19 protein-coding genes and 3 pseudogenes are annotated in these 24,579 nt (G+C 67.8%); 10 read left to right on the top strand and 12 right to left on the bottom strand.

Translation table 11 applies throughout. The annotated features are described in order from the left end of the window. Positions 1 to 425 (top strand): hypothetical protein (locus HNV26_RS02070; protein ID WP_301340290.1); only part of this gene is annotated, 425 nt, incomplete at its 5' end. A gap of 394 nt (positions 426 to 819) precedes the next feature. Here the strand turns inward: HNV26_RS02070 and HNV26_RS02065 are convergent. Then, positions 820 to 1,788: a DUF6624 domain-containing protein gene (locus HNV26_RS02065; RefSeq protein ID WP_171445231.1), complete on the bottom strand. Its 969-nt coding sequence runs from the start codon at positions 1,786 to 1,788 to the stop codon at positions 820 to 822. A gap of 333 nt (positions 1,789 to 2,121) precedes the next feature. On the opposite strand from HNV26_RS02065, the gene HNV26_RS02060 reads away from it, so the two are divergent. Beyond that, positions 2,122 to 3,366: a hypothetical protein gene (locus HNV26_RS02060; RefSeq protein ID WP_171445230.1), complete on the top strand. Its 1,245-nt coding sequence runs from the start codon at positions 2,122 to 2,124 to the stop codon at positions 3,364 to 3,366. Positions 3,367 to 3,479: 113 nt separating this feature from the next. Next, positions 3,480 to 3,845 (top strand): annotated as a pseudogene (locus tag HNV26_RS38105) (DUF1801 domain-containing protein). On the opposite strand, the gene HNV26_RS02055 reads toward HNV26_RS38105, so the two are convergent. Next, entirely contained in the window at positions 3,787 to 4,065 is a 279-nt protein-coding gene (locus tag HNV26_RS02055) for an alpha/beta fold hydrolase (protein WP_253816110.1), read from the bottom strand. The pseudogene HNV26_RS38105 and the gene HNV26_RS02055 overlap by 59 nt on opposite strands. Before the next feature lie 376 nt (positions 4,066 to 4,441). On the opposite strand from HNV26_RS02055, the gene HNV26_RS02050 reads away from it, so the two are divergent. After that, the gene (locus tag HNV26_RS02050; protein WP_171445229.1) at positions 4,442 to 5,851 is read left to right on the top strand and encodes a hypothetical protein; all 1,410 of its coding nucleotides are present in this window, start codon (positions 4,442 to 4,444) and stop codon (positions 5,849 to 5,851) included. Positions 5,852 to 6,112: 261 nt separating this feature from the next. Here HNV26_RS02050 and HNV26_RS02045 read toward each other — a convergent pair whose 3' ends face one another. Both HNV26_RS02045 and HNV26_RS02040 read right to left on the bottom strand, forming a co-directional pair. Then, positions 6,113 to 7,183: a linear amide C-N hydrolase gene (locus tag HNV26_RS02045; RefSeq protein ID WP_171445228.1), complete on the bottom strand. Its 1,071-nt coding sequence runs from the start codon at positions 7,181 to 7,183 to the stop codon at positions 6,113 to 6,115. 337 nt (positions 7,184 to 7,520) lie between these two features. Then, positions 7,521 to 11,348, bottom strand: a complete 3,828-nt coding sequence (locus tag HNV26_RS02040; RefSeq protein WP_171445227.1) for an Ig-like domain-containing domain — start codon at positions 11,346 to 11,348, stop codon at positions 7,521 to 7,523. A 328-nt stretch (positions 11,349 to 11,676) separates the two neighbouring features. Here HNV26_RS02040 and HNV26_RS02035 point away from each other — a divergent pair, with 328 nt between their 5' ends. Continuing rightward, positions 11,677 to 13,263, top strand: a complete 1,587-nt coding sequence (locus tag HNV26_RS02035) for a serine hydrolase domain-containing protein (protein WP_171452758.1) — start codon at positions 11,677 to 11,679, stop codon at positions 13,261 to 13,263. Between the two features lie 18 nt (positions 13,264 to 13,281). On the opposite strand, the gene HNV26_RS02030 is transcribed toward HNV26_RS02035, so the two are convergent. The 8 genes and pseudogenes from HNV26_RS02030 to HNV26_RS01995 form a co-directional block, all read right to left on the bottom strand. After that, positions 13,282 to 14,541, bottom strand: coding sequence for an RNA polymerase sigma factor (locus tag HNV26_RS02030; RefSeq protein ID WP_171441633.1), 1,260 nt, complete (start codon positions 14,539 to 14,541; stop codon positions 13,282 to 13,284). Further along, complete coding sequence (locus HNV26_RS02025) at positions 14,541 to 14,942, bottom strand: YciI family protein (RefSeq protein ID WP_216611718.1); 402 nt, start codon at positions 14,940 to 14,942, stop codon at positions 14,541 to 14,543. The genes HNV26_RS02030 and HNV26_RS02025 overlap by 1 nt, the downstream gene beginning before the upstream one ends. 187 nt (positions 14,943 to 15,129) lie before the next feature. Further along, positions 15,130 to 15,279 (bottom strand): annotated as a pseudogene (locus tag HNV26_RS02020) (FAD-linked oxidase C-terminal domain-containing protein); the annotation flags it as partial. Positions 15,280 to 15,355: 76 nt separating this feature from the next. Further along, positions 15,356 to 15,655 (bottom strand): annotated as a pseudogene (locus HNV26_RS02015) (transposase); the annotation flags it as partial. 159 nt (positions 15,656 to 15,814) lie between these two features. After that, on the bottom strand, positions 15,815 to 16,234 hold the full coding sequence (locus HNV26_RS02010) for a hypothetical protein (RefSeq protein WP_171441634.1): 420 nt from the start codon (positions 16,232 to 16,234) through the stop codon (positions 15,815 to 15,817). Positions 16,235 to 16,278: 44 nt separating this feature from the next. After that, positions 16,279 to 16,542 carry a hypothetical protein gene (locus tag HNV26_RS02005; protein ID WP_171441635.1) on the bottom strand — a complete coding sequence of 88 codons (264 nt, stop codon included), beginning with the start codon at positions 16,540 to 16,542 and terminating at the stop codon, positions 16,279 to 16,281. A 98-nt stretch (positions 16,543 to 16,640) separates the two neighbouring features. Then, the gene (locus HNV26_RS02000) at positions 16,641 to 16,844 is read right to left on the bottom strand and encodes a hypothetical protein (RefSeq protein WP_171441636.1); all 204 of its coding nucleotides are present in this window, start codon (positions 16,842 to 16,844) and stop codon (positions 16,641 to 16,643) included. Positions 16,845 to 17,957: 1,113 nt separating this feature from the next. Beyond that, positions 17,958 to 18,101 carry a hypothetical protein gene (locus HNV26_RS01995; protein WP_171441637.1) on the bottom strand — a complete coding sequence of 48 codons (144 nt, stop codon included), beginning with the start codon at positions 18,099 to 18,101 and terminating at the stop codon, positions 17,958 to 17,960. A gap of 570 nt (positions 18,102 to 18,671) precedes the next feature. Here HNV26_RS01995 and HNV26_RS01990 point away from each other — a divergent pair. The 5 genes from HNV26_RS01990 to HNV26_RS01970 all read left to right on the top strand — a co-directional run bounded on the left by HNV26_RS01990 (position 18,672) and on the right by HNV26_RS01970 (position 24,541). Beyond that, positions 18,672 to 20,537, top strand: coding sequence for a S8 family serine peptidase (locus tag HNV26_RS01990; RefSeq protein ID WP_171441638.1), 1,866 nt, complete (start codon positions 18,672 to 18,674; stop codon positions 20,535 to 20,537). Positions 20,538 to 21,360: 823 nt separating this feature from the next. Further along, on the top strand, positions 21,361 to 22,023 hold the full coding sequence (locus tag HNV26_RS01985) for an alanyl-tRNA editing protein (protein WP_171441639.1): 663 nt from the start codon (positions 21,361 to 21,363) through the stop codon (positions 22,021 to 22,023). A gap of 203 nt (positions 22,024 to 22,226) precedes the next feature. Then, positions 22,227 to 22,943: a phosphoribosyltransferase gene (locus tag HNV26_RS01980; protein WP_253816107.1), complete on the top strand. Its 717-nt coding sequence runs from the start codon at positions 22,227 to 22,229 to the stop codon at positions 22,941 to 22,943. 196 nt (positions 22,944 to 23,139) lie between these two features. After that, complete coding sequence (locus tag HNV26_RS01975; RefSeq protein ID WP_011555386.1) at positions 23,140 to 23,316, top strand: FmdB family zinc ribbon protein; 177 nt, start codon at positions 23,140 to 23,142, stop codon at positions 23,314 to 23,316. 52 nt (positions 23,317 to 23,368) lie between these two features. Next, positions 23,369 to 24,541, top strand: a complete 1,173-nt coding sequence (locus HNV26_RS01970) for a CapA family protein (protein WP_171441640.1) — start codon at positions 23,369 to 23,371, stop codon at positions 24,539 to 24,541. Positions 24,542 to 24,579: the final 38 nt, after the last annotated feature.

Below are 24,579 nucleotides of genomic sequence, written 5' to 3'. Positions count from 1 at the left end.
CTCCAGCGGCTCCCTCCGCCCCCGCCCATCCCGCCGAGCCCGAGCAGGACACCGAGAGCGCGGCGGAGCGTCGCCAGGAGATGACACCTGAGGAGGCCGTCACGCGCCTGGATGCGCGATTCTTCGGCGAAGGGGTGGACCAGACCTGGAGCCATGAAGCCACGCAGCGCGCCGAGCGCCTCCGCACCCAGCTCCCCCAGGGCGCGCGATTCCTGTCCATGGAGTGCCGCAGCTCCATGTGCCGCTTGGAGATGGTCCACGCCAACCTGGAGGCGTTCCAACACTTCATTCGCGATGGGCTCATCAACGACGCCACCTCCTGGGACGGGCCCTTCATGGCCGCCCTCAAGAGCCCTCCTGGCCGGCCGGGAGAAGTCGAGGCCGTCGCCTATCTGGCACGACCAGGAACCGACCTGGCGCCCTGAGGCAGGTCAACGCGAGCGGGCCCCTCCCTCACCTCGTGTCGAGCAGCGGCACGCATAAGTAAGAAGGATGGGGCCCTGTTGAGGGGAGGGTGCAGAGGGGCCGAGGAGAGCCGCCGACGGGGCCGCCCGAGTGATGCTCCCGTCCGGTGGACAGGCCGCTTGAGCCCCCTTGGGGTACACGCCTGCCCAGACCGCGCTCCCATCAGCTGCGTAGCAGGGGCCTGGACCTCTTGGCGTCTTTTGAGCCTCAACCCCACGCGGCCTGGGGTGGCCTTCGTGCCGGGCTGGCGCGCAAGCGCCTCGTGCCCGTGAAGCATCGCAGGGCAGCAGATGAATGACGCAGCGCCTGGCGGCCGCGCCACTCGGCACGGCCGCCATCAGCCCGCCCTGCGGCTCAGGGCTTCTGCTGGGTGGCCGCGGCCTTCATCCGCTCGAAGGCCGCGATGTACTCCTCCAGCGTATCGAGCCCCACGGCGGCGCGCCGCTCGTTCACCTTCTCGGGGTCCTCCAGCGCCTTGGGCACCGTCTTTCCGTCCACCTCCTCCAACTGGGTGGCGTAGCGCTGCGGCTTGCCGGTATTCACCAGCACCCGGTCCGTGAGGTACGCGAGATCCTTCGCGGAGCCCTCCCCTTGCGCCACGGCCTTCTCCAGCATCGGAAGGACCTCGCTCTGGAAGGCCACATCCTGGTCCGCGTGCTGCACCATCAACCACGCGGCGAAGGTACCGCGCCGGCCCACCAGGGCGCTTCCCGGCCAGCCATGCTTCGCGATGACGCCCTTGAGCCAGGTGGTGTTGCGCGCATCGACGTCCATCATCTTCGCCTTGGCGGCCTCGTCCTGAAAGTTCGAGGCGACGAGGGCACTGCGCGCCGCCTGGTCCTCTTCCATGCGCTTGAGCAACTCGTCCCGCAGCACAGGGTCCGCGGCTTCGTATTGCTTCGCCTCGGCGGCGATGACTCGCTGCTCCAGCACCGAGTAGCCGGGCAGGCTCCGGACGTTGCTCAGGTCAGGGTCCTTCTGGAGGTGCTCCGCGTGATCGAAGCCTTCCTCCACGGCGCGCTCCAGCCAGACCAGCGCCTCCTCGCGCTCCCCCAGCAAGGACGCCGCGCAGGCCGCGTTGTAGGCCAGGTTCCTGCCGCGCACCCCGCCCTCCCAAGCGCTTCGGAACAGGGGAAGGGCGCGCGCGTTGTCGCCGTTCATGGCCAGTCCGGATGCCTCGGAGGCAGCCGCTTTCGCTTCGGGCGTGGCGACGGGCTTTGGCGCCGAGGGCTTCGTGACCGAGGCGGCCTCCGGCGCGGCGCCACCACCGTGGGCACAGGCAACCAGGTTCAGCGCGGCAAGCAGGGCGATGATGCGACGCATGACACTCCAGGGGTATGGGATGAACGCTGGCGCTCCAAGCACGTCCTCGGAGCACCGGCGGGCTGGCAGTGTAGGCAATCTCTTCAAGACTCCAAACGCCCAGGCGTACCGTTCAATCCAGTCTGAAACTGTCTTCCCGCGCGAGCAGGTTGCGATTGCCTCGCGTCGATTCGTCTCCATGCCTCTCTACACGCGGTTCTTCTCCCTGGCTGTCACCCCACGCACTCCGAGCGACGCGGGAGCGGCACGGGCTTCGCCGTGCCGCCCGTCCGGCTCGCTCCGTGCTATAGGCCGCACCGCTCGGCGGTACGCACCCGAGGGGGAAAACAGAGGATGTCTGAGCGGCACATCGAGATGTTCTGGCGTTGTTCGAGCTGCAACCACCGCAACCTCGGCCGCTACATGGTGTGCCAGGGCTGCAAGAACGCCAAGGACGGCAGCGAGCAGTATGAGATGCCGGAAGACACCGCGTCCGCCGTCACGGTGACCGACGAGGCCCTGCTGAGGATGGCCACCGCCGGTCCCAACTGGCGATGCGCCTATTGCGAGAGCGACCAGCGGGCACTGGACGGCGGCTGCAAGCACTGCGGCGCGTCCGCCGTCGAAGGCTCGATTCCCGGCGAGCCCAAGCGCCCCACGCCAGACGAGAAGAAGGGAGCGAAGAGCAACAGGCGCCTGGGCTGCTACATCCTCTTCATCATCGCGTTCTTCGGCTGCTGCTGTCCCATGTGGATGTCCTCCGGCAAGAAGGGGACCGCCCCCGCGACGGCGGCCACGACAGCGCCCAAGGCGGAGCCGGAGAGGACGCGAACGCTCCAGGTCAAGGAGGTCTCCTGGGAGCACACGGTGAGCGTGGAGCGCTACCGCCTGGTGGATGACGAGGGCTTCGAGGAGGACCGGCCAGAAGGCGCCCTCCTGGTGAAGGCGCAGGGCAAGCGCCACCACCATGACGACCAGGTGCTCGCCGGCTACACGACCGTCCGCTACACGGAGCGCGTCCAACGGGGATTCACCACGGAGACCTACCGCGCCAAGGAGGCTTGCGGTGAGGACTGCACCACGACGCCCAAGAAGTGCAGCGAGCAGTGCACCAGTAACAGGAACGGCTTCGCGACCTGCAAGACGACCTGCACCGGAGGAGATCGGAGCTGCACCACCCGGTACTGCTCCGTGACGAAGAAGCGCAAGGAGCCGCGCTACGTGGACGAGCAGCGCTCACGCCAGGAGCCGCGCTACCGGAGCGTGCCGCGCCAGGCGACCTGGTACACCTGGAAGGAGTGGCGCTGGATGCACGACCGGGACGTGAAGGCGAACGGCACCACGCTCGAGGCGCGCTGGCCCACCGACGCCGAGCTGCGGCCCGCCAAGGCCTTGCGCAAGGGCGAGAAGGAACGAAACGCGCGCGACGCGCGGTACAGCGTGGTCTTCCACGGCGACGACCAGCCCGCCATCACCTACACCCCCGAAACACTCGAGGAGTTCCAGCGCTTCGCGCCCGGCAGCACGCACACCCTTCAGCAGGAGCAGGGCAAGGTCTCCGTCGTGCCCCAGACGCCCCCGGCGCAAGCCACCCCGTGACCTGCGTGCCGCTTTCAAACGCGAAGTGAAATCGCGGGTCACTCCATGTCGGAACGGCTCGAAGGCGCTCCGGGAGTCAACCCAAGACAGATGGCGAGTCGGCCTCCAAGCTCATCAGCGACAGGAGCGCCGAGCTGGGTGACTGGCGAGGCGAGGCGCTCGCCAGGGTGCGTGCCCTCATCAAGGAGGCCGTCCAGGATGTCATGGAGGAATGGAAGTAGCGGGGCACCCCAGTCTGGTCCCACGGAGGAGGCCTCTGCACGGGTGAGGCATACAAGTCGGCCGAGAAGCTGACCTTCTTCAAGGGCGCTTCCCTGGCGGACTCTTCAAAGCTCTTCAACTTGAGCCTTGAAGGCAATGTCAGGCGCGCCATCGACATTCACGTGGGTGAAGAGTTTGACGCGAAGGCGTTCAAGGCCCTCATCCACGCCGCCGCCGCGGGAGCCCCACCTGGGCCCCCGTGCTGTACCCGGCGATGAGCACCCGGGGCGGATTGCCTTTCGCCAGCACAGCGGCGAGCAGCGCGTGGGCATCGCGGACGGTGTCCGCAATCATCGTCATGTACGGCGAGGGCTCGCCTTGATGGGCCCGCTTGGCGAGCGCTCCCAGCCGGGCGTCAGGGGTCGCCCGCTCTCCGTGCCGCCGCGCATCCATGAGGTAGACGCGATACCCGGCCCTCAGCAGTTCGTCCTGCAGCACACCTCCATGGGTTGGCCTGTCAAAAGGTGGTGCGTGGTGCCGTCCGGCTGCGGGCGCTTCATCTGATAGGCGATGCGGCCTGCTCTTTCTTCAACCGCCCATCTCCCCTGAACACTTACCATACGGCTTCAGATGGCGCCAAGGCTGTCTTATCAAGAGGCCCGCGCTGCGCTGGGCTCCGCTGACATGTCATTGACACGCCAATGACGTGTCAGTGCCCGGCAACCGCCTCGCTTCACAACGCGGCCCTCGCGGGGCTCGCTCTGAGGCCGCGCTATCGCTGGTGCTGGCACCATGCGTGCACTTCCGCCTGGGCGCAGCACGTGAGGGCCACTCGCTCTCACCTCCAACACCTGAAAACACAGGAGCAGAAATCGTGAGCAAGCTACTCTCCATTGGTTCTCCCAGCCTTGTCGCTGACCTCGTCGGCCAGAATGAGAAGCTGAGCATCTCCCAGGCCTCGCTGGCTGACGGCGCCAGCCTGTCCGGGGTGGAACTGCTCTACCTCAATGGCTTCGAGCTCTCCGGGCAGGAGCTCGTGAAGGCTGGGCTGATCGCTCAGGCCTTCGAGAAGGGCATCCCCGTCCTCTACGAGATGTCTGATCCAGACGCGATGGCTCAGGTCTCGGCCTTCACCTGCAACGCGCGGCTCGTGCTTCTGCAGCCACTCAAGAGCCGGCGCGCCTCCTATATCAGCATCCTGGATCCTCACGGCATGCAGCAGATCGGGTTCACCCAGGAGGAGACCCGTCTCTTCATGCACGCGAAGAGCCCCAAGGGCGGCGCTGCCAGCCGCAAGACCTTCACGCCCGCGTACGCGGACTACGAGTCGAGCGCGCCGGTCTACCGGGTGGCCAGCAATCCCGGGGCGCTGGCCCGGCTCGTGCGGACGCACCTCGACAAGTTCTCCGAGGTGGATCAGTTTGTGGGGACGACGTCCTTCTTCGCTTCGGGCAGCAACAACCTCCCGGAGCACGCCAAGAGAGAGGGCTACGTCGATCTGGGGCCGCAATCCTGGACCCCGGATTCGAAGAACGCGCCCGGCTGCCACGGGCAGCTCAACGTCAACTTCATGTATGGGCTCTATTCCGTCACCAGTCCGAACTACAAGTACCTCGAAATCCAGACGGTGGGCACCGGGTGCAGCATCACCGGTTCACCGCAGCCCAATGATTGGGACTCCGGGTACTACCAGGAGCAGATCGAGGTCAGCTACGGCCCCAGCTCCAGCACCCTGCCCTCGGGCTCCGCCATCGACAAGACTGCGCCGCTGAACGCGGTCAACTCGTCGTCGGTGGCCGCTACGACGGGCTTCTCGCTGGGAGTCTCGGGCGGTGGGGACAGCTCCGGCCCCGAGGCCTCGGTCTCCGCCACCTACGACTCGTCCAAGACGACGACCATCAACCTCACGGACTGGGCGGTGATCAACCAGAGCCCGCCCACGCAGGGAAACTGGAAGTTCAACATGAACACCGCCAGTGACGGGAAGCCGTACACGGTGGGAAGCCCCGGGTCCCTGGTCTGGACCGGGTTCCTCCAGTTCGGCGTCCGGGGCACCCCGGTCCTCTCCCGGAACAACAACATGCCCACCAACGAGACGGTGTGGCGCTTCCCCAACAACTGCACGGACACGCTGCCGTTCTCGTTCAACATCACGCAGCACATCGCGCGCTGCCAGATCACCTGGTCGAACGGCTTCACCTACACGACCAACACGCCCAAGAACGCCATCTGGTGCGGCATCCAGGCGAGCTTCAACCTGGGCACGGTCAAGCCCACGCCGTGAGTCCCCGAGCCCCAGACCCGGGGCATTCGTAGACAGTGACACGGGGGCGAGCGCTGCCGTCCGGCCTTGACTCGCCCCCGTGTTGGCCCGCCGGGCGGCCTGCTGACATGTCAGCGGCCCGGGGGTGGGCCGGGCGCTCGAAGCCGTGGGCCGTCACCACCTGGGCACGCTCGCGCTTCGCATCCACTGAGCGGCGACGGGGCCGGGTACCCGTTTGCAGCCAGGTGCCCGGCCCCGCGCCACGGAGGGGGAGTCAGTAACTCAGCTCGCCAGCTGCTTGTTGGCGTCGATCTGCGAATCCACCGGGGAGATGGCGAGCGTCTTGCCATCTGCCTTCTTGAAGTCGACCGTGCGCAGGTCCAGCGTCTGCAGCCCCAGGCTGTCGTAGGTCCGGACGCCGAACGTGCGGTTCGTCAGGTCCTTCACGACGACCCACTGGGTGTAGTCGAGAGAGTCCTTGCCCGTGGCCTCGTTCAAGTCGCGGCTGGTGCCGTAGGGGATGTCGACGGTGTTGAGCAGGTGCAGCGCCAGGGAGCGGGCCTCGGCCGCGTTCTTGGGCTTCTCGGAGAACTCACGGAGGTAGACGGCCCGGACGAACCGGGAGGGGGGCGTGGAGTCGCCGGGAATCCCGAAGAGGCCGCTGCCGCAGCCGTGAGGCGCGAAGGTGCCGGTTCCCAGCTTCACGGGCGTGGCGCCACGGGACGACAGCCTCGCGTAGTTCTTGAGGTTCTCCAGGTGGTCCGGGAAGGTCGGGTGGTTGGTCAGGACAGCAACCGGGTTGTGCATGTTCAGCGGCGAGTTGTCATGACCCGTCGACGCGTACAGGAACATCTGCCGGTCGGTGAACTCGACGACCACGCTGTTGCCCTTCGCGTCGTGGAGGGCGAAGTGGAGCGGGATCTTGCTCGACATCCAGTCGCTGTGCCACAGCTCGGCGTCGCCGTTCGCCAGGGCCTCCTTCACCGCGTCCACGGTGGCGAAGTTACCCACGGCCCACTCCACGAAGAGCTCGGGCGCCAGTCCCCGCGACGGGTCCTTGGCGGCCTGGGGATACGTGGACGTGGGCATCCACAGCGCTCCGGCGGAGAGGCCTTCGGAGTTCATCGCATCGCCGATGACGGTGACGCCATAGAGCGTGACGGTGAGGCCGACGTAGTCGAACTTCGTCGTCCACTTGAGGCCATGCAGGTGCGTGAGGGAACCCGGAGACTGGACCGTATGCCCCTTGGCGTGGAACCGGAACTTGGAGCCGAGGTCGACGCCGAACTCCATGCTGCGGCCAACGACGACAGCGCTCGAGTCCTCGGTCGCGACCAGAAAATCAGTGCACATGTGAAACGTCCTCGTTGATGCCTTCGCACCATGCGAAGGTCTGGTGTGGGGGGGCAGTGCGTCACCAGAGCAGGACGCGTGCCACCTGCACCTCGCGGGTCGTTCGAGTCATTCCACGGCTTTGCGTCCGATGGGGCCGCTTGCGATGGGGCGCGTTGACGCGTCTGCGGGGGCTCGTGACACGTCAACGCCGGGGCCCGCGAGGCGCCCCGGTGTGATGCGTGTTTCCCCTTGGGACCGCCTCACCTCTCCCAGGTGAAGCACCCGGCTCCGGACTTCGGGCCACGAGGACGGAGCGGGGACACATCCACCGCCCCCTCCTCATGGACTCAGGCCCTCACAGGGCCGTGCTGGCGTGCAGCGCGAGCACACCCTGCTGCACGGGCTGGCGCCACGTGACGCGGTAGGTGTCCGCCACGAAGTCCCACGTCACACTCCCCGCCTGGACGGGGAAGTCTCCCTGCGCGGGCGAGGCCCCCGTCCAGAAAGAGCGCGTGCCCGACGCGTAGGACAGCGCCAGGTTCATCGGCATATCGAACGCGGCTCCCGTCGCCAGGCCGCAGCCCTTCGCGTCACAGCGCAGGCTGCCCGCCCAATAGGGACGGCTGACATCCGTCGCCTCTTTCAGCCACTCCGTCCCGCTCCACCGCCACCAGCTCTTGTCGGTGTGCATCCGGAACCCGCTCGGAGCCGCCGCGAGCACACCTTGGCCGTCCTCCGGCGACTTGACGATGTTCTGGCCGGACCAGGCGATGCCGTTGTGGAAGATGTAGCGGAACTCGTCGTCGAAGGGCGCCATCAACATCACCGAGTTGCCCGCCGCGACGAACTCGTAGACGTCACTGGGCATGACCGGGGCCGCGATGGGCTGCCACACCCCCGCAGTGTGGATGCTCATGTTCAGGTAGAGCTCGTTGCGCTGCGCCGACAGCGCGAAGGAATCACCCACCGTGACCAGCCGCGTGTTGTACCAACGCGCCTCCTGGAACACCCTCGGGATGAGGGTCGCCAGGTCCCGCCACGCCACCCCATCCACGCTCCGCGCTCCGCGAATCTCCCACTCGCCCCACACCGCCATGAAGCCGCTGGGGCCATGCACCAGCGCCAGGTCCGGGTCCGTGGCCGCCACGCTGTCCAACAGTTGCGGCGCCCCCACCACCCCCGCCTCGGAGGACACCACCCAGATGTCCATCAGGCCCGCCTGCGTGGACGGCTGGAGATACGCCACCACCACCCCGTTGTCGTCCACCGCCACGCGGACCTTCGTGCCCGCCAGCCCCACACGCACCGGCTCCATCCACACCGTCCCGTCGAACTCCGCCAGGAAGAGACTCCACGCCCCCGCGTCGAACTGCTCCCACGCGGCGGCCCCATGCCCGTCGGACTCGAAGTGGACGGCCACGTCCCGCACGCTGCCGACGAGCGCCGGCGTCACCAGCTCAAGCCCCGAGTCCCACTGGCCACCTCCCAGATAGCCGCGCACCACGAGCCGCCCCGGCTGCACGAAGAGCGCACCCGCGCGAGCCCCCACCGGCACCAACACCGAGGAAGTCGCCTCCCGGCCACGAAGCTGGACGCTCGGCTGCCACCCCTGCGACGTGAGCGCCGCGCCCCAGATTTCAGCCGTGGACGACGGCTGGGTCTTCTGCATCAGGACCAGCAGGTCATCCCCCGACGCCCGCACGTCGAGCACGCTGCTCAACCCCGACGCGACCACGGCCTTCGAGGTCGAGCTCCACGAGCTTCCCGTCTGCGAGACGGCGCGCACCAGCGTGGCGCTGTTGATGCCGGTCCACAACGCGACGTAGTTGCCTCGGTGGGGCACCACCGCCCAGATGTCGCGAACCGCCAGGTTGTCCAACAGCGATGGGGCCTGCCATGCCCCGTTCGCGCGCACCGACGCGAAAAGCCCGCCCGTATCGCCGAGGACCGCCGTGATGGTGCTGCCATCCGAGGCGATGCGCAGGCTCGTCATCTGCTCGGACGTGATGAGCTCCCCCAGCCCCCACTCGCGCGTGTCCCGGTTGAAGAGCGCGAACTCCACCCCCCGGTTGGACACCCACGCCCGCCCGAAGCTGTCCCCCACGCGGATGTACTGCGCGTCCACCGGGGACGACACCGTGGACTCCAGCCACCGCACCCCGTCGAACACGACCGAGACCTCCAACGTCGTGCTCCGCCCCGACGACACCAGCACCCGGTCTCCATTCTGCAGGAGGGACACGGGCGACCCCAGGTTCGCCGCCGTGAAGACCTCCGACCACTGCGTCCCAGCATGGACCCGGAAGGTCTTCCCATTGAGGGCATAGAGATGGTTCCCCACCCCGAACAGCCGGCCGCTGATGCCGGGCGTCACGGGAGAGAAGTCCGTCCCATCGAAGAGCGCGACGGCGCCCCCCGCGAGCGAGCGGTCCGACCAGCCCACCACGAAGCGCTCGCCCCAGGCGGACACCTGCGGCGCCAGCGTCATCGAGCGTCCCTCCCCCACCAGGACGGAGTCCCCGAAGCCCGAGCCGCTGTCGAAGGCCGCGCGGACCTGGATGGCCGTCCCCGTGTCCTCGTTCCACACGGCCAGCGTCCCCCGGGGGCCCGTGGCGAACACGGACATCCCCGGCTGACCGGGACGCCCCGCGCTCACCCTCACCCCGGGAGCCACCGTGCGCACCGTGTACGTCTGCGGCGAGGCGAGGCCCGCCCCCTGCGGCGTCTGCACGTCCTTCACCGTCACCGTGTAGTTCGTGGCGGGCGCGAAGGGCGGCACGGGCCGGAACACCACCGTGTTCGTGGAGGACTCGTAGTTGACCAGCCCCGTGACGCCCTCGACGCCCACCGTCCGCGCGTTGACGGTGGCCGGGTCCAGCGGCCGGTCGAAGCTCACGCGCAGCGGGCTCCCCAGCGGCACGAAGCGCGCGTCCGGAGCCGGCGTCGCATCACGCACCACCGGCGGAGAGGGCTCCAGCTCCGTGACGAAGTGGAAGCCGTCGAACGGCGCCAGCACGTTGCCCGCGAGGTCCTCCACGGCGCTGACCCGCCCCCGGTAGCGCGTCTGGTACTTCAGCGGCTCTTTCGGCGTGAAGGCGGAGTGGAGCTTCGCGTCGTCGTAGCGCAGCGTGCCCGGAACCCGGCGGACCACCTGCGTGCCGTCGGTGTTCAGTTCCTCCAGGTAGACGCGGTCCGGCGTGACGCTCTCAGGCCGGAGTGGCTCGCTGAAGTGGACGATGATGGGCGCATAGCGCGCGGCCACCCCCACCGACGTCGCCTCCGGCAGCGTCCCCTGCACCCGCGGCGCGGTGGTGTCGCTCGACGCCGTCACAAAGAACGTAAACGCGTGCGCCTGCGTGAGCGCATTGCCCGCCAGGTCCTTCGCCCCCGTGGAGAGTGTCCCGGTGACGAGCGCCCCCGGCGCGGGCAGCGGACTGACACGGAAGGACACCGACTGGCTCGGAGCATCGTAGGAGATGACACCCGTGAGCGGCGCCGCGGGGTTCGACCCCAGCGCCTGCTCGAACCGGAGCGTGTCACCGGTGAGCGTGCGCGGGTCCATCGGCTCTCGGAAGGAGAGCGTGTACACCGGCCAGGTCGGCGACACATCACTCTCACCACTGCGGGGCCGCGTGGCCAGCACCTCCGGCGGCGAAGTGTCCGCCTCCAGCCCCACCGTGAAGACCGATTGGTAGGGCGCCGGCAGGGACTTGCCCGTCACCAGGCGCAGCGCCGTGGAGACGCCCACCGTCACCAACGCATCCGCCGCGAAGGGACGCCCCGGCGTGAAGGTCAGCGTGCGCGTGGCGGGGTCATGCGTCACCGTTCCCGTCACCGCGACGCCGTTCTCCGACACCGTGAGGACCTCCGCGCTCACGGTGGTGACATCGAGCGCCTCGGCGAACCCCACGATGACGCGCGCGTTGCGTGGGACGGACTCCGCGTTCGACGCGGGCAGCACGTAGCCGATGAAGCCCACACCATCCGACGTCTGCGTCCCACCGTCCGGAAGTCCGCCATCGGGCGTGGGCTCGTGGCCCCCATCCGGCCCGCCCGCATCGGGCTCGCCCGCGGCATCCGGCGGTGTATTTCCATCAGGCTCGCTATTCTTACAGCCAGGGACGAATGCCCAGAGGCCGAGGACGGCCAGGGCGCATCGCAGCCAGGAGAGTTTCAAGGTCATAGGGGAGTTCGCGAGACAACCACACCACGAGGTCGCACGTCCTCGCGTGCATTCAGGGCCCCCGGTGCGTCAGGGGCCGGATGTCGGCGGTGCTTCGACGCGGACCTGGGGCGTGCGCGCCCATCCCACGGGTGCTGACTGCATCGACATACGCCATAGCCTTGTCATCGCGTGGCGTAAACGCTCGATTCTAGAAATGATGTATCCCGAGTGTCTGACGTTCCTCCGGCCCGTGAAGGCGCGCGTGGAGGGGGCCCTGGCAATCACCTCATGCAAGACGCGTAGGGTCTCTGCCGCCCACCGCGCAGGTGCCCCCAAGGAGTCTTCCATGCGTCGCATCCCCACACCCCGTCCCGTCCGCATGACCCTCACGGGGCTCTCGGCCGTCGTCCTGCTCACCGGAGCGGACACACGCAAGCCCACCACCCAGTGGATGGCCCGCCCCGCCGAGGCCGCCCGCATCACCCGCGTGGAGCAGGGCTTCCCCTCCATCCCCATCCCCGGAGAGAAGCCCCGCCACCTGCCCCTCCAGGAGTGGATGGCCCTGTATGAAATCCCCGGCCTGAGCATCGCCGTGTTCGACCGGGGCTCGCTCGCCTGGGCCAAGGGCTACGGCGTGAAGGAGGCCGGAGGCACCGCGCCCATCACCGTCGACACCCTCTTCCAGGCCGCGTCCATCAGCAAGCCGGTGGCCGCCCTCGCGGCGATGCACCACGCCGAGAAGCGCAAGTGGTCGCTCGACGAGGACATCAATGCCAGACTCACCTCCTGGAAGCTGCCGGACAACGCGTTCACCCGCGAGCAGAAGGTCACCCTGCGTCGGCTGCTCTCGCACAGCGCCGGGACGACGGTGCACGGATTCCCCGGCTACGCGGCCCAGGCGCCCGTTCCCACGCTGCAACAGCTCCTGGATGGCGAGCAGCCCGCCAACTCCGCCCCCGTCCGCGTGGACACGGTGCCCGGCACCCTGACGCGCTACAGCGGCGGCGGCACCTCCATCGTCCAGCAGATGCTCACGGACCAGCTCCAGAAGCCGTTCGCCCAAATCATGAAGGAGGCGGTGCTGGCGCCGCTCGGCCTGAAGCACAGCACCTACGAGCAGCCGCTGCCCAAGGCCCTGGAGCCCCTCGCCGCTGTCGGCGCGCGCTCGGGCGGAAAGAACCTGGAGGGACGCTGGCACACCTATCCGGAGCAGGCCGCCGCCGGCCTGTGGACCACGCCGTCGGACCTCGCCCGCATCGCGATGGAGGTCTCCAAGGCCGCCCAGGGCAAGTCCCAGCGCGTGGTGTCCCAGGCCATGGCGAAGCAGATGCTCACGCGCCAATCCCAGGCCTTCGGCATCGGCTTCCATCTCCCGCCGGGACAGGCGTGGTTCGGACACGGCGGCTCGAACGCGGGCTACCGCTCGCTCCTCGTCGCCTTCGCCGAGACGGGCAGCGGCGTGGCCATCATGTCCAACTCGGATGACGGCGGGCTCCTCTTCGACCGCATCGTCGCCAGCGTGGCGACCGAGTACGGCTGGAAAGGCATCACCCACAACCTGGAGAATGCCTTCATCACGACGGACCTCCTCGTCCGGACGAAGGGCGTGGACACCGCCGTCTCCTGGTTCACCGCGCACAAGCGCTCGGCCCCCGCGGAGGAGAAGGTCACCTCGGACATCCTCAACGTCATCGGCTACGCGCGGCTGAACAAGGGCCAGGTCGCCGACGCGGTGAAGCTGTTCGAGGCGAACGCGTCCCTCTTCCCCGAGGACGCCAACACCCACGACAGCCTGGGCGAGGGCTACGCGGCGGCCGGCCGGAAGGACGAGGCCATCTCCCGCTACAAGAAGTCGCTGGAGCTGAACCCGAAGAACGACAACGCCGTGAAGAAGCTGCGCGAGCTCGGCGCGGCGACGGCCACGGCGAAGTAGCGCGCGGCGCTCGGGGGCCTACGCCATGTCGTCGCTCAGCCGCGCGGCCTGGGTCAGCAGGTAGTCGCGCTCGGGCAGGCTCGTGGTGCGCTCGGCTGCCTTCCGGTAGTGGACCACCGCCGCGCCCGTCTTCCCCGCGCGCTCCAGCAGGTGCGCGCGCACCGCGTCGAGCCGGTGGCTCCCCTCCAGCCGGCCCTCCCTGGCCAGCCCCTCCAGCAGCGACAGCCCCGCCCGCGGCCCGTGCACCATCGCCGTCGCGATGGCGTGGTTGAGCGCCACCATCGGGTTGTCCATCAGCCCCATCAGCACTTCGTAGAGCGCCAGCACCTGCGGCCAGTCCGTGTCCTCCGCGCGCGACGCCTCGTCATGCACCGCCGCGATGGCCGCCTGCACCTGGTACATCCCCACCGAGCCCCGCGACAGCGTCGCGGAGATGAGCGCGATGCCCTCCGCAATCATCCCCGCGTCCCACAGGCTCCGGTCCTGCGCGTCGAGCGGAATCAGCTCACCCGCGGGCCCCGTCCTCGCCGCCCTCCGCGCGTCCGTGAGCAGCATCAGCGCCAACAGCCCCGCCACCTCGCCGTCCTCCGGCAGCAGCGTGTGCAACATCCGCGTCAGCCGAATCGCCTCGCCCGACAGGTCCGTGCGGTGCAACTCCGGCCCCGAGGTGGCCGTGTAGCCCTCGTTGAAGATGAGGTAGAGCACGTGCAGCACCGCGCCCAGCCGCTGCGCGCGCTCCTCCGGCGTGGGCTTCTGGAACGGCACCCCGGAGCTCTTGATGCTCTGCTTGGCCCGGCTGATGCGCTGGGCCATGGTCGCCTCGGGCACGAGGAAGGCCTTGGCGATTTCCGCCGTCGTCAAACCGCCCACCGCGCGCAAGGTCAGCGCGATGGCCGACGCCGTGGACAGCGCCGGGTGACAGCACATGAACAGCAGCACGAGCGCATCATCCCGGCCCGCCAGCTCGTCGCCATCCAGGGACATCACGAGCTGGAGCTCCGGCGGCACCAGGCTGACCACCAGCGCCTCACGGTGACGGCGCGCGGTCTCCGCGCGCACGTGGTCCGTGATTCGCCGCGAGGCGACCTGAATCAGCCAGGCGCGCGGGTCGTCCGGCACGCCCTCGCGAGGCCACTGCAAGGCCGCCGCGAGCAGCGCTTCCTGCACCGCGTCCTCCGAGGCTCCGAAGTCCCGAAACCGCCGGATGACCGCGCCGAGCACCCGCGGCGCGTGCTCGCGCAACAGGCGCTCGATGCGAATGTCTCTCGACTCCGTCATCACATCAGGTCGGGCGGAGGACCGCTCATCACCTGGCGGACCTCGATGGGCATGTTCATCGGCTTGCCGCCGAGCCCAGGCGCCGCCGAGGCCTCCGCGGCGATGGCGTAGGCCCGCTCCGGGCTGTCCACTTCGATAATCCAGTAGCCCGCGAGGAACTCCTTCGACTCCGGGAACACGCCATCGGTGATGGGCTTGCCGTCCGCGCCCGCGCGCACCCGCCTGGCCTGGTCCGGCCCCGCCAGCCCCTCGGCCGCCACCAGCTCCCCCGTCTCCCCGAGCTTCGCCGCGAAGCCCGCCATGAACGCGATGTGCGCCTGGAGGTCCTTCTTCGGCCAGCTCATCACCTGGTACGGACCGCCGCTCGGGGTGTTCATCATCAGCATGTACTTCATCTTCATGGTGGCTCTCTCTTCTCTGGGCCTCCGCGCCCCGGCATTGGGTGCGCGTTCATTGGAATGTCGGAGCCACGCGCGAGGTCTCGACATCGCCCCGTGAAGATTATCGGCGGGCCTCGCAAGTCAGCGGAACAACTGTGTTCTTCCGCTCCGGGGGCCGCCTGCGAGGCGCCGCATTATCGGCTGAATTTCAGAGGACCTTGCCCGGATTGAGGATGCCCAACGGATCCATGGCGCCCTTGATGCGGCGGTGCAGCCGCAGCCCCTCCTCCCCAGGCTGCCGGTCCAGGAACCCCTGCTTCAGCGCCCCCACGCCATGCTCCCCGGTGATGGTACCCCCCCAACTCCAGCGCCGCCGCGAGGTCGTGTGTAGTTGGTTCGGAGGGGGTTGCGGGGAGGAAGGCTCCTTGGACGCCTCATTCAGCGATGTCTGGGTTTGAAGTCAGCAGGGCCATGTCGAGGTAGCGGCGGTCATCCCAGGTGCCAGTGACTTCGAGGGCGAAGGCTGTGATGAGGCGCAGGGCGCTGGCGCGGTCAGGGAAGGCCCCCACCGAGCGGATCCGGCGCTTCACTTCGCCACGGAGGCATTCGAGGTCGTTGGTGCTGAGAAGCCGCTTCCAGTGGGCCTTTGGGAAAGAGAAGAAGCAGGTGGCTGCGGCAAAGCCGTCGCGTAGGCACTCCATGGCCTCGGGGACCTGGCGGCCCAGGCCGGACTTCCACGACGCCACGCCGGCCCACTTGCGCATCAAGAGGGCGCTGATTTGGTGGAAGAGCCGCAGGGGCATGGGCGACTGCGCGGCCTCCTACGCTCCGGACTACGAGGTGCTGCTGCACGCAGCTGCCCCACCGGGGATGCCGGCATGGCCCGGCGGCGACTACTCCTGAACCGTGAGGATGCGCCAGCCGTTCACATCAACCGCATAGGTGGCGCCCACGTCCAGGATGGGGGCCGTGGCGATGTCGCATGCATCCGGGTTCGGGATGATGCTGACGAGCACGACGCCCGGCGAGGCAGGTGCCGCGGCGACCACGTATGACTCGCGGCGGTTGAGGCACTCGTAGAGCGGCGTGGCATCGCTGGGCAGCTTCCGGTCCCATGGAAGGTAGTCCTCCATGGCGAGCTGGATAGCGCGCAGGGTGGTGCCGTTGATGACCTGCCGTCCCTCAGTCGGAAACGCGAGCGGGATTTCGACGGAGGCAGCCTCTTCCGGCGGGGCGTGGACCGGGCGCGGCGGCTTCTGGAACAGGGCGCATGCCGGGAGGATGCAGAGCAGGGGCAGCAGAACGTGCTTCATGGGGTCTCCGTGCGGGCCACGAATCCGAATGTGCATCGACACGCTCAGCCCTCAGTCATCCACTGCAGTGACGAACCCGAGGCCCTTGTCCTCGTTCTTGGGTACACCCGGATGCCCGCGGGCCTCATCTCGATGCGCTGGCGGCCCACCAACGCGCTCACCGCCGAGCTGCCCAGGAGGCAGTATGCCATCACCCCGACCTCGGCGAGGTCCACGTCAAGGACATGCGCGACGATGAGTGCCACGGCCTGACCGCCGCGCGCCTCGCGGCCCGCGCTACGGTGCTCGCCGCTGCCCACGCCGCTCACCCTGCGCGCTTCCCTCGCGGTGCTCCCGTGCCGAAGGCCCCGCCTACCGCCGTCTGGATAAACGACCCCGCGCGGCTCTCCGCCCCACTGGATGCTGCTCAGTAATTTCTCGAACTCACTGTCTCATCCGCGTTAACAGGTTCCGGAGCGCGAATCGCAGTCTGCAAGTGATTCCAGGGCTTGAAGTAAGGGGTGACCAGGACGAGCTCTCGGTCGGTCTCTTTGATGAGGTCCTGAACCGCCGTCGAAATCTGGTCGTGCGGAATAAAAGTCGGATTCTCGCTGGAACGGCCGAAGAACATGGGAACTCCATATCAGTGAAACTACGCAGGGACACGGAGTCATCGACAACCACTGGCGGGTTGCGTAGCACCCACCCCTCGCAGTGCCGCATCAGGCTTGGAAGTCAGCGCCGGAGCGAAATGTGGCGCGCCCCAGTCTGCACAAACGTTCGCTCTCGAACCGTTGGTGTGGAGTGAAGCACAGAGTCCTATGCTATAATTTCATGCGGGGGTGCGCATGAAGCCTTGCCCATGCGGCGGAAGCAATGAAGCCTGCTACTTCTGCGGAGGAAAGGGTGTATTTGCTGAACCGCCGCAGCCGGCGCCGTCATTCGCTCGGGGCTGGCCTCAAGAGACAGGAAAGACGAAGAGGCCAAAGAGCGCCGTTGCCCGTACACCGCCTCCGACTGACGCGACCTCATTGACTCGGAAGCCTTTCGAAGGCCCCAAGATTCAGTGCCCAGGTTGTCGGGCACTGATGACGAAGAAAGCCTTCACCATCCATCTCAAGGCTTGCCCAAGAACATTTCTCTACGAAAGATGTCGCTGGTGCTCCGAACAAATGCTGCGCTCTAGGCTTCGCGAGCACACTCGAGACTGTTCGAAGCGTCCTGTTTCGAATCTACCAGTCCAACGTCAAGGGCCTCTTTCCGCCCGCGCCCAGAAGCGGCGACCACGACGGTGTCCCAAGTGTGGCGTTCCCGTCAGCAAAAAGGGCATGCAGAAGCACATGTTCAAAGCACACGGGACGTTCCCAGTCGAGACGCCCCCCACCCGTGCAACCCCGAATGTCGTTCGAGCGGGCCGCCGAGTCGTGATCGGGCGCACGTTACCTCTGAAGAGCAAATCCGTGCGAAATCCAGGGCTACCTGTCACTGAGAATGAACAAGACCCGAAAGCCCGAGGTGCCCGTCGGGATGTGTTCGACCTGCCAGCCAAGCGGCTTGTCTACGGTGGCGCGTTCGACTCGAACAGACGGCGCCACTGACCACGCGCATCAGGGGGGCGCACCTCCGCGAGCGACGCGGTGAACGTCATGCCGGTGTCACAGGAGCGGGGCATCAGCACAAGACGACGAGCGCCGCGACAGCCTTCGCCCTGGGGTGGAAGCCCTGAGGTATCCCCTCATCTGAATCAGATGAACCCGAAGGCTTGCTGAAAGACAGCATGCTCTCGCGGCAGTGTCGCGTGCGCGAGGGAGATGATGCGTTTGACTTGCAGGTCGTCCTCGAACACCGCAGTGAGAAACTCTCGGACCTGCTCCTCGTCGATGGCCATTGCGCAACGTCATGGTGGCCCGAGTCTCTGCCCGTGCGCCATCGCCTTCGCATGCAGCGGCCTACCGAGCGCCAGCTGCTCAACTCGCTAAATGAGGGGATCCCTCAGGTCTCTACCGCCGGCCTGCTTCCGCCTGTGTTCGCTGCCATTCGTCGAGCAGTGGGCCCTGCAGCCGGGGGCCCCGACCTGGACCTCCAGCCCCGTCCGGCACATCAGCCGCCCAGGCAGGGTGATGACCGCGCGCCTCGCTCACGCTCGAGAAGACACGTCGAACGATGGGGGAACGGCGGTGGTCCTCACGGGAATGCGCAGAGACCAGAAGAAAGTGGCCCTCCGGATTGATCAATCCCGACCCCCGTGGCGTCCAACCAGGCGCACGATGACGCCGCTCTCGCACAGGCATGACGCCTCCGCGAGAGGCGTCCCACCTCAGGCCCACGCCCCATGTGGAAACTCCATCTCGTCCCGCTTCTGTGTCTGCTCACCATCACTACCAGTTGCACCGAACCGCCCGCTCCACTCGCCCATACGGCCCCGCGCCAGCGCCCCATTCCGAACCGATACATCGTCGTGCTCCGCCCGGAGACCCGCTCCGCATCCCAGGGGCCCCAGAAGACGCGGGAGCACGTATCGAACCTCGCCAAGACGCATGGCGCGAAGGTGCTCCACACCTATGAGCATGCGCTCCAGGGCTTCTCGGCGGAGCTGGACGACGCGCGCTTGGAGGCGCTGCGCGCCGACGAGCGCGTGGCCTTCATCGAGCAGGATGCATGGGTGCGCCCGCTCGTCACGGCGGAGACGGTGGCGTGGGGCCTGGACCGCGTGGACCAGGAGGACCTGCCCCTGGATGGTCTCTATCGCCCGGCGCTGAGCGGCGCGGGTGTCCACGCGTACGTGCTCGACACAGGCATCCGCTCCACGCATGCCGAGTTCCAGGGACGCCTGGGCGAGGGCTTCGACGCGGTGGACCCCGACGGTGGCGCGGAGGACTGCGACGGGCACGGCACCCACGTCGCGGGCATCCTCGGTGGCACGACCTGGGGCGTGGCCCGGGCCGTGACGCTGCATCCCGTGCGCATCCTGAACTGTGACGGAGAAGGCCCCCTGTCGGGCATCATCGCCGGCATCGACTGGGTCGCCGCCCATCACCAGTCCCCCGCGGTCGCCAACCTGAGCATCGGGCTGGAGGTCTCGGAGGCGCTGGACCAGGCGGTCCGCAACGTCGTGGCCGCCGGAGTCACCGCCGTGGTGGCCGCGGGCAACGACGGCGTCAGCGCGTGCGACGAGTCTCCTGCTCGCGCGGCGGAAGCCCTCACCGTGGGCGCCACCAACGTGGAGGACTCCCGCGCGTCATTCTCGAATCACGGCCCCTGCGTCGACCTGTACGCGCCGGGCGAGGACATTCGCTCCGCTGGCATCGCCAACGACACGGCAAGCGAGGTCTTCTCCGGTACCTCCATGGCCACCCCTCACGTCGCTGGCGCCGCCACGCTCTACCTGGAGCTCCACCCCACCGCCTCCCCAGCCCAGGTGATGGACGCGCTCGCGGGCGCCGCCATCTCGGGCCGCGTGAAGAACGCCGGGCCAGGCTCCCCCGACCTGCTGCTCCAGGCGGGCTTCCGCCGCTCGACGGGGGACGTCCACCACCCCTGGGCACACGTCGTAACGCCCCTCCCCTCGAGCACCGTGCGCGCCACCTCACGTGTGCGGGTGCTCGCCTGGGACGATGCGGCGGTCCGACGCGTGGACCTCTGGGTCAACGGCCTCCTGCGCGCCAGTGACGACACCCACCCCTTCGAGTTCGACTGGGACACCCGGGAAGAGCTCAACGGCCCGGCCACCCTGGAGGTCCGCGCCTACGACACCGCGCTCAAGACATGGCGCGCCGCGCCCATGACGGTGACGGTGCGCAACCCCGACATCGCCGACTTCGACTCGACGCTCCAGGCGCCCCGCTGCGCCACCCTCGCGTTCGCGTGCGACACCGGCGTGCTCGTGCGCGGCATGGGCGCCGTGGGGCCAGAGCGCCATGCGCCCAACACGCTCGGTGGGAGCTGTGCGGATGGCATCGATGGCACCTACCTCATCACCGCGACGCTGGAGGGGCTGCGCGTCTCCAGCCAGGACGGCGGCCCTCTCACCGCCGGCAAGCCGGTGAAACTCACCGCGACCGCCTTCGGCTTCGTGCCCTTCCTGGAAGCGGTGGACCTCTTCCACGCGCCCGACGCGCGCAGCCCCCAATGGACGTATGTCGCCCGGCTCCCGCTCGAAGTGACAGGAGCACAGGAGCTATCCACCACCTTCACGCTGCCAGAGGGAGGGCTCCAGGCGATTCGCGGCATCCTCGGCACCCATCCCACCCAGGTCAGCTGCGCCCCGGGAGCCTGGACAGACCACGACGACCTCGTCTTCCCCGTGGCCCCCTCGAGTCGCTGAAGGCCCACGGCAGCGCGTCGTGTCCCCGCGTCGCGGGAAGCGTGAGCTTGCGAGGCCCCGTGGTCGGCCCCCCGATTTTCGGACCCGTTGAAGAGTGAGAGAGTCCTCGCGGCCGACGGCTCCCGGCACGGGGCAACCTGCGAGGACGGCTATTGCTCGTACGGCGAGGGGAGCTGTGCCCATCCGCTCCTCAGCGGCCTCAACTACCCCGAGTGCATCGCCAACCGGTACCTTGCCTGGTGCCAGGATTCGACCGGTGCTCGCACGATGTCGACTGCACCGGGCTGGGGTTCGAGGGGTGTGAAGGCACGGTTCAGCGCCCCGGCATGCCGAACCGCCCGGCCCGCTTCCGCTGAGCGGACGGCCTCTCGGTGTGCGGTGGTTGAGGGCGGAGCAGCGTCGCACTCCAACGTGGTGGGCATCACCGCGGATGCGCTCGCCTCGTGAGGGCGCTCCGTGGTTCAGGCCGAACGAGAGCGCAACGCGTGCTGGCCCCGAGCGCTCCCTCATCGCTGACGAACGCTGCGTACCCGGGGTGTCGCCACGCCGTGACGCCAGGGGAGCCTCGACGAACTCGACCTGGTGGAGTGACATCTCGGAGGGGCCCCTGGGATGGGATTCGTTGTTCGGGCTATCGGGAGAGCTACGTACCCGGCGACCTCACGTTCTATTCAGACACGGACGGTGCAGGAGCTGGGGAGCGAGATTTCGCTCGCGAAGAATGGGACAATGGTGGCTTCTGGAAGGCCCCGAACGCGCAGGTGCGCGAGGCAGTCTTGAGAGGCGAGCACTTCGAGCGGAAAGCGGGGCAAGGAGTCGCCGCGTGACGCGAAAGCTGTTCTGGCAAGAGCCCTACTGGACGGAGCTGGAAACCCGTATCCGTGACGTGAGAGGCCCCATCGTCACGTTGGAGGATACGATTTTCTATGCCTTCTCCGGTGGACAGGAGAGTGATGAGGGGACCATTGGTGGGCATCGGGTACGCGAGGCTCGCAAGGAGGGCTCCGGCATCGACTACGCGCTCGACGAAGGACATGGTCTGACGCCAGGCACGGCGGTGACGGTCCGAATCGAATGGGAGCGAAGATACCGGCTCATGCGATTGCATTTCGCCGCGGAGCTGGTTCTGGAACTGGTTTCCCGCCGGGTGGAAGGAATTCCAAAGATTGGCGCCCACATCGCGCAGGACAAAGCGCGTATCGACTTTGTCTATCCAGGGAGCATCGCCAGCCTCTTGCCGGAGATATCCGGTCAGGCGCTCCATATCGTGACATCGAATCAGCCTATCATCAGCGCCTTCTCCGACGAGGCCGCCGGACTTCGTTACTGGGAAGTGGAGGGTTTCGCGCGCGTTCCCTGTGGCGGAACCCATCTGAAGCGGACGGGTGAGGTCGGGGAGATTGAGCTCAAGCGAAAGAACATTGGCAAGGGCAAGGAGCGCATCGAGGTCTTCCTCAAGGGAGCGCCGCTCCCGTTCTCATCCTGAAGCGTTACCCCATCTCGATTGCCATTGAAGCCCGAAGGGTTCCAACGCATAGGTCCACCCGGAGCGCCTGTCGCTCCGCGCGCCCAGGGCGCAATGCAGCGTGCGCCCTCCGGTGAGGTCCAGAGCGCCAAGCGCCTCACCAGGCCACCTGGTCCCCCAGGGCCTCGGACATCGACAGGCATCGGTGGACAGGAGCCCCGGCCATGCTTCTCTTGAGCGCAGGGGGTGCCATGTACTTCGAGGATCGTGTCGATGCGGGCCGGCGGCTCGCCCAATTGCTGCGCGAGCGTGGCTACACGGGTGAAGGTACGCTCATCCTGGCGTTGCCCCGCGGGGGTGTACCTGTGGCCTTTGAGGTGGCAACAGCACTGGGCGCACCGCTGGACGTCTGGGTGGTCCGCAAGGTCGGTGTGCCGGGCTACGAGGAACTGGGCCTCGGCGCGGTCGCGGAAGGTGGTGTCGCGTTCGTCAACCGGAGGCTGATGACCGAGGTGGGCGTCACCGAGGCGGACCTGCAAGGCCTCGTCCGTCAGAAGACGGATGAAGTGAAGGCCCGGGTGGCGCGCTTCCGCCAGGGCATCGGGGCGCCTCGAATCGAAGGCCAGCGCATCATCCTGGTGGACGACGGCATCGCGACGGGAGGTACCGTCCGAGCGGCCATCCAGGCGCTCCGCATGCACCGGCCCGGCAGCATCATCCTCGCGGTCCCCGTCGCGGCATCCCAGACGCTCGCGGAGCTCACCCCCCTGGCCGATGACGTGGTGTGCGTGCTTTCAACGCCGTCGCTGTATGCCATTGGCCAGTGGTACGCCGACTTCCAGCAGGTCCCAGATGAAGCAGTCGCGACGCTCCTGGCACAGGCCCGGCTCACCCTCGGTCACGACCGTCACGCGCCGCCCGGCGACACGGCCCACCCCTGACCGGGCGCCCCAAAGCCTCAGCAAGCCCCCCGGGCCGCGATATCCCGGTCTCACAGGAGCCCACCGGGCGCAGTTCATCCCGGCCCTCCGAAAGAGCCGCCGTTCCGTCGCAGGGATGGCAGCTTGCGCCCTGCCGCGCATCACGCTCGATCCCCACCCTTCATAGGAGGCCATCAGGCCCGAGCAGGAGCGAGTGATGCCCGTCTACGAATTCTACTGCCGCAAGTGCAAGGAGCCCTTCACCGAAATCATGAGCGTCAAGGAGCATGATGAGCGAACGCCCAAGTGTCCACGCTGCCAGGAGACGAAGGAGGTGGAGAAGCGCATCTCCACCGTTCATACCGTGACCACCAAGAAGTGGCTGACGCTCTGACGCGCTCCCGGGCTTGCTCCGCGCCACACCTGTGGCGGGAGGCCGACTCACGATGATTCCGGATACGCCGGACAGGGAGCGGAGCGCCAATGGCTCGACGCCTTCGGCCTCGGGGAAGGTGCTCACCCTCCTGCTATGCGGAGATGTGATGACGGGCCGGGGCATCGACCAGGTCCTGCCCCACCCTGCTCCGCCGGGCCTCCACGAGGACTACCTGAAGGATGCGCGGGACTACGTCCGGCTGGCAGAGGAACGCAATGGCCCCATCCGGACGCCCGTCGGCTTCGGTGAGCTCTGGGGTGACGCGCTCGACGAGATGGAGCGAGCCGCGCCGGATGTTCGAATCATCAACCTGGAGACGAGCGTCACCACGAGCGAGGCGTGGTGGCCAGACAAAGGCATCCATTATCGCATGCACCCGGAGAACGCGGCTTGCCTTACAGCAGCTCGGATCGGTTGCTGCGCGCTGGCGAACAACCACGTGCTGGACTGGGGCTATCCGGGGCTCCTCGAAACACTGGCGACCCTCCGGCGCCTGGGCATCGCCACCGCGGGGCTCGGAGAGGACCAGGAGCGAGCACGGCGGCCGGCCATCCTGGATGTGACTGGGGGCCGGGTCGCCGTGTTTTCGTTCGGTGATAGCAGCAGCGGAATCCCACCCGCCTGGGCCGCGACGGAAGACCGGCCCGGCGTGGATCTGCTGCCAGCGCTCTCACCCACCGCGGTGCGGCAACTGGGCGAGCGCGTCGCGGCCGTCAAACGCACGGGCGACATCGTCGTTGCCTCCATTCACTGGGGCGGCAACTGGGGCTATGCAGTGCCGGACGCGCAGCGGGCCTTCGCGCGAGCGCTCATCGATGAGGCCGGCGTCGACATCATCCATGGCCACTCGTCGCACCACCCCCGCGGCATCGAGGTCCACCGGGGCCACCTCATCCTCTACGGCTGCGGAGACTTCCTGAACGACTATGAGGGAATCTCGGGCCACACGGCCTTCCGTCCAGACCTGACGCTGCTGTACCTGGCGTCCATCGCCCCGGCCACCGGTCAGCTGATGGGCCTCCGCATGCTCCCGATGCAGCTGCGCCAACTCCGCCCCCATCGTGCCTCTCGACAGGACGCTGAGTGGCTGAGCGGCGTCCTGGACCGGCAGGGACGGGACCTTGGGACCCGCACGCGGCTGGTACCAGACGGCAACGGCGCGCTCGTCCTTCAGTGGACGTGAGCCTCCCAGACAAGCGACGAGCGTCCTCAGGGCCCCTG

Origin of the sequence: Myxococcus xanthus, from assembly GCF_013116825.1 — a bacterium.
Taxonomy (GTDB): Bacteria; Myxococcota; Myxococcia; order Myxococcales; family Myxococcaceae; genus Myxococcus; species Myxococcus xanthus_B.
Note: the sequence above shows the minus strand (reverse complement) of the source record. Positions and strands in the feature narration are given on the sequence as shown.

Excerpts from the sequence above, each read along its gene's own strand:
- HNV26_RS02065 (WP_171445231.1), bottom strand. The coding sequence starts at position 1,788 with ATGCGTCGCATCATCGCCCTGCTTGCCGCGCTGAACCTGGTTGCCTGT.
- HNV26_RS02060 (WP_171445230.1), top strand. The coding sequence starts at position 2,122 with ATGTCTGAGCGGCACATCGAGATGTTCTGGCGTTGTTCGAGCTGCAAC.
- HNV26_RS02045 (WP_171445228.1), bottom strand. The coding sequence starts at position 7,183 with ATGTGCACTGATTTTCTGGTCGCGACCGAGGACTCGAGCGCTGTCGTC.
- HNV26_RS02040 (WP_171445227.1), bottom strand. The coding sequence starts at position 11,348 with ATGACCTTGAAACTCTCCTGGCTGCGATGCGCCCTGGCCGTCCTCGGC.
- HNV26_RS02035 (WP_171452758.1), top strand. The coding sequence starts at position 11,677 with ATGCGTCGCATCCCCACACCCCGTCCCGTCCGCATGACCCTCACGGGG.
- HNV26_RS02030 (WP_171441633.1), bottom strand. The coding sequence starts at position 14,541 with ATGACGGAGTCGAGAGACATTCGCATCGAGCGCCTGTTGCGCGAGCAC.
- HNV26_RS02025 (WP_216611718.1), bottom strand. The coding sequence starts at position 14,942 with ATGAAGATGAAGTACATGCTGATGATGAACACCCCGAGCGGCGGTCCG.
- HNV26_RS02010 (WP_171441634.1), bottom strand. The coding sequence starts at position 16,234 with ATGAAGCACGTTCTGCTGCCCCTGCTCTGCATCCTCCCGGCATGCGCC.
- HNV26_RS02000 (WP_171441636.1), bottom strand. The coding sequence starts at position 16,844 with ATGTTCTTCGGCCGTTCCAGCGAGAATCCGACTTTTATTCCGCACGAC.
- HNV26_RS01995 (WP_171441637.1), bottom strand. The coding sequence starts at position 18,101 with ATGGCCATCGACGAGGAGCAGGTCCGAGAGTTTCTCACTGCGGTGTTC.
- HNV26_RS01980 (WP_253816107.1), top strand. The coding sequence starts at position 22,227 with ATGCTTCTCTTGAGCGCAGGGGGTGCCATGTACTTCGAGGATCGTGTC.
- HNV26_RS01975 (WP_011555386.1), top strand. The coding sequence starts at position 23,140 with ATGCCCGTCTACGAATTCTACTGCCGCAAGTGCAAGGAGCCCTTCACC.
- HNV26_RS01970 (WP_171441640.1), top strand. The coding sequence starts at position 23,369 with ATGATTCCGGATACGCCGGACAGGGAGCGGAGCGCCAATGGCTCGACG.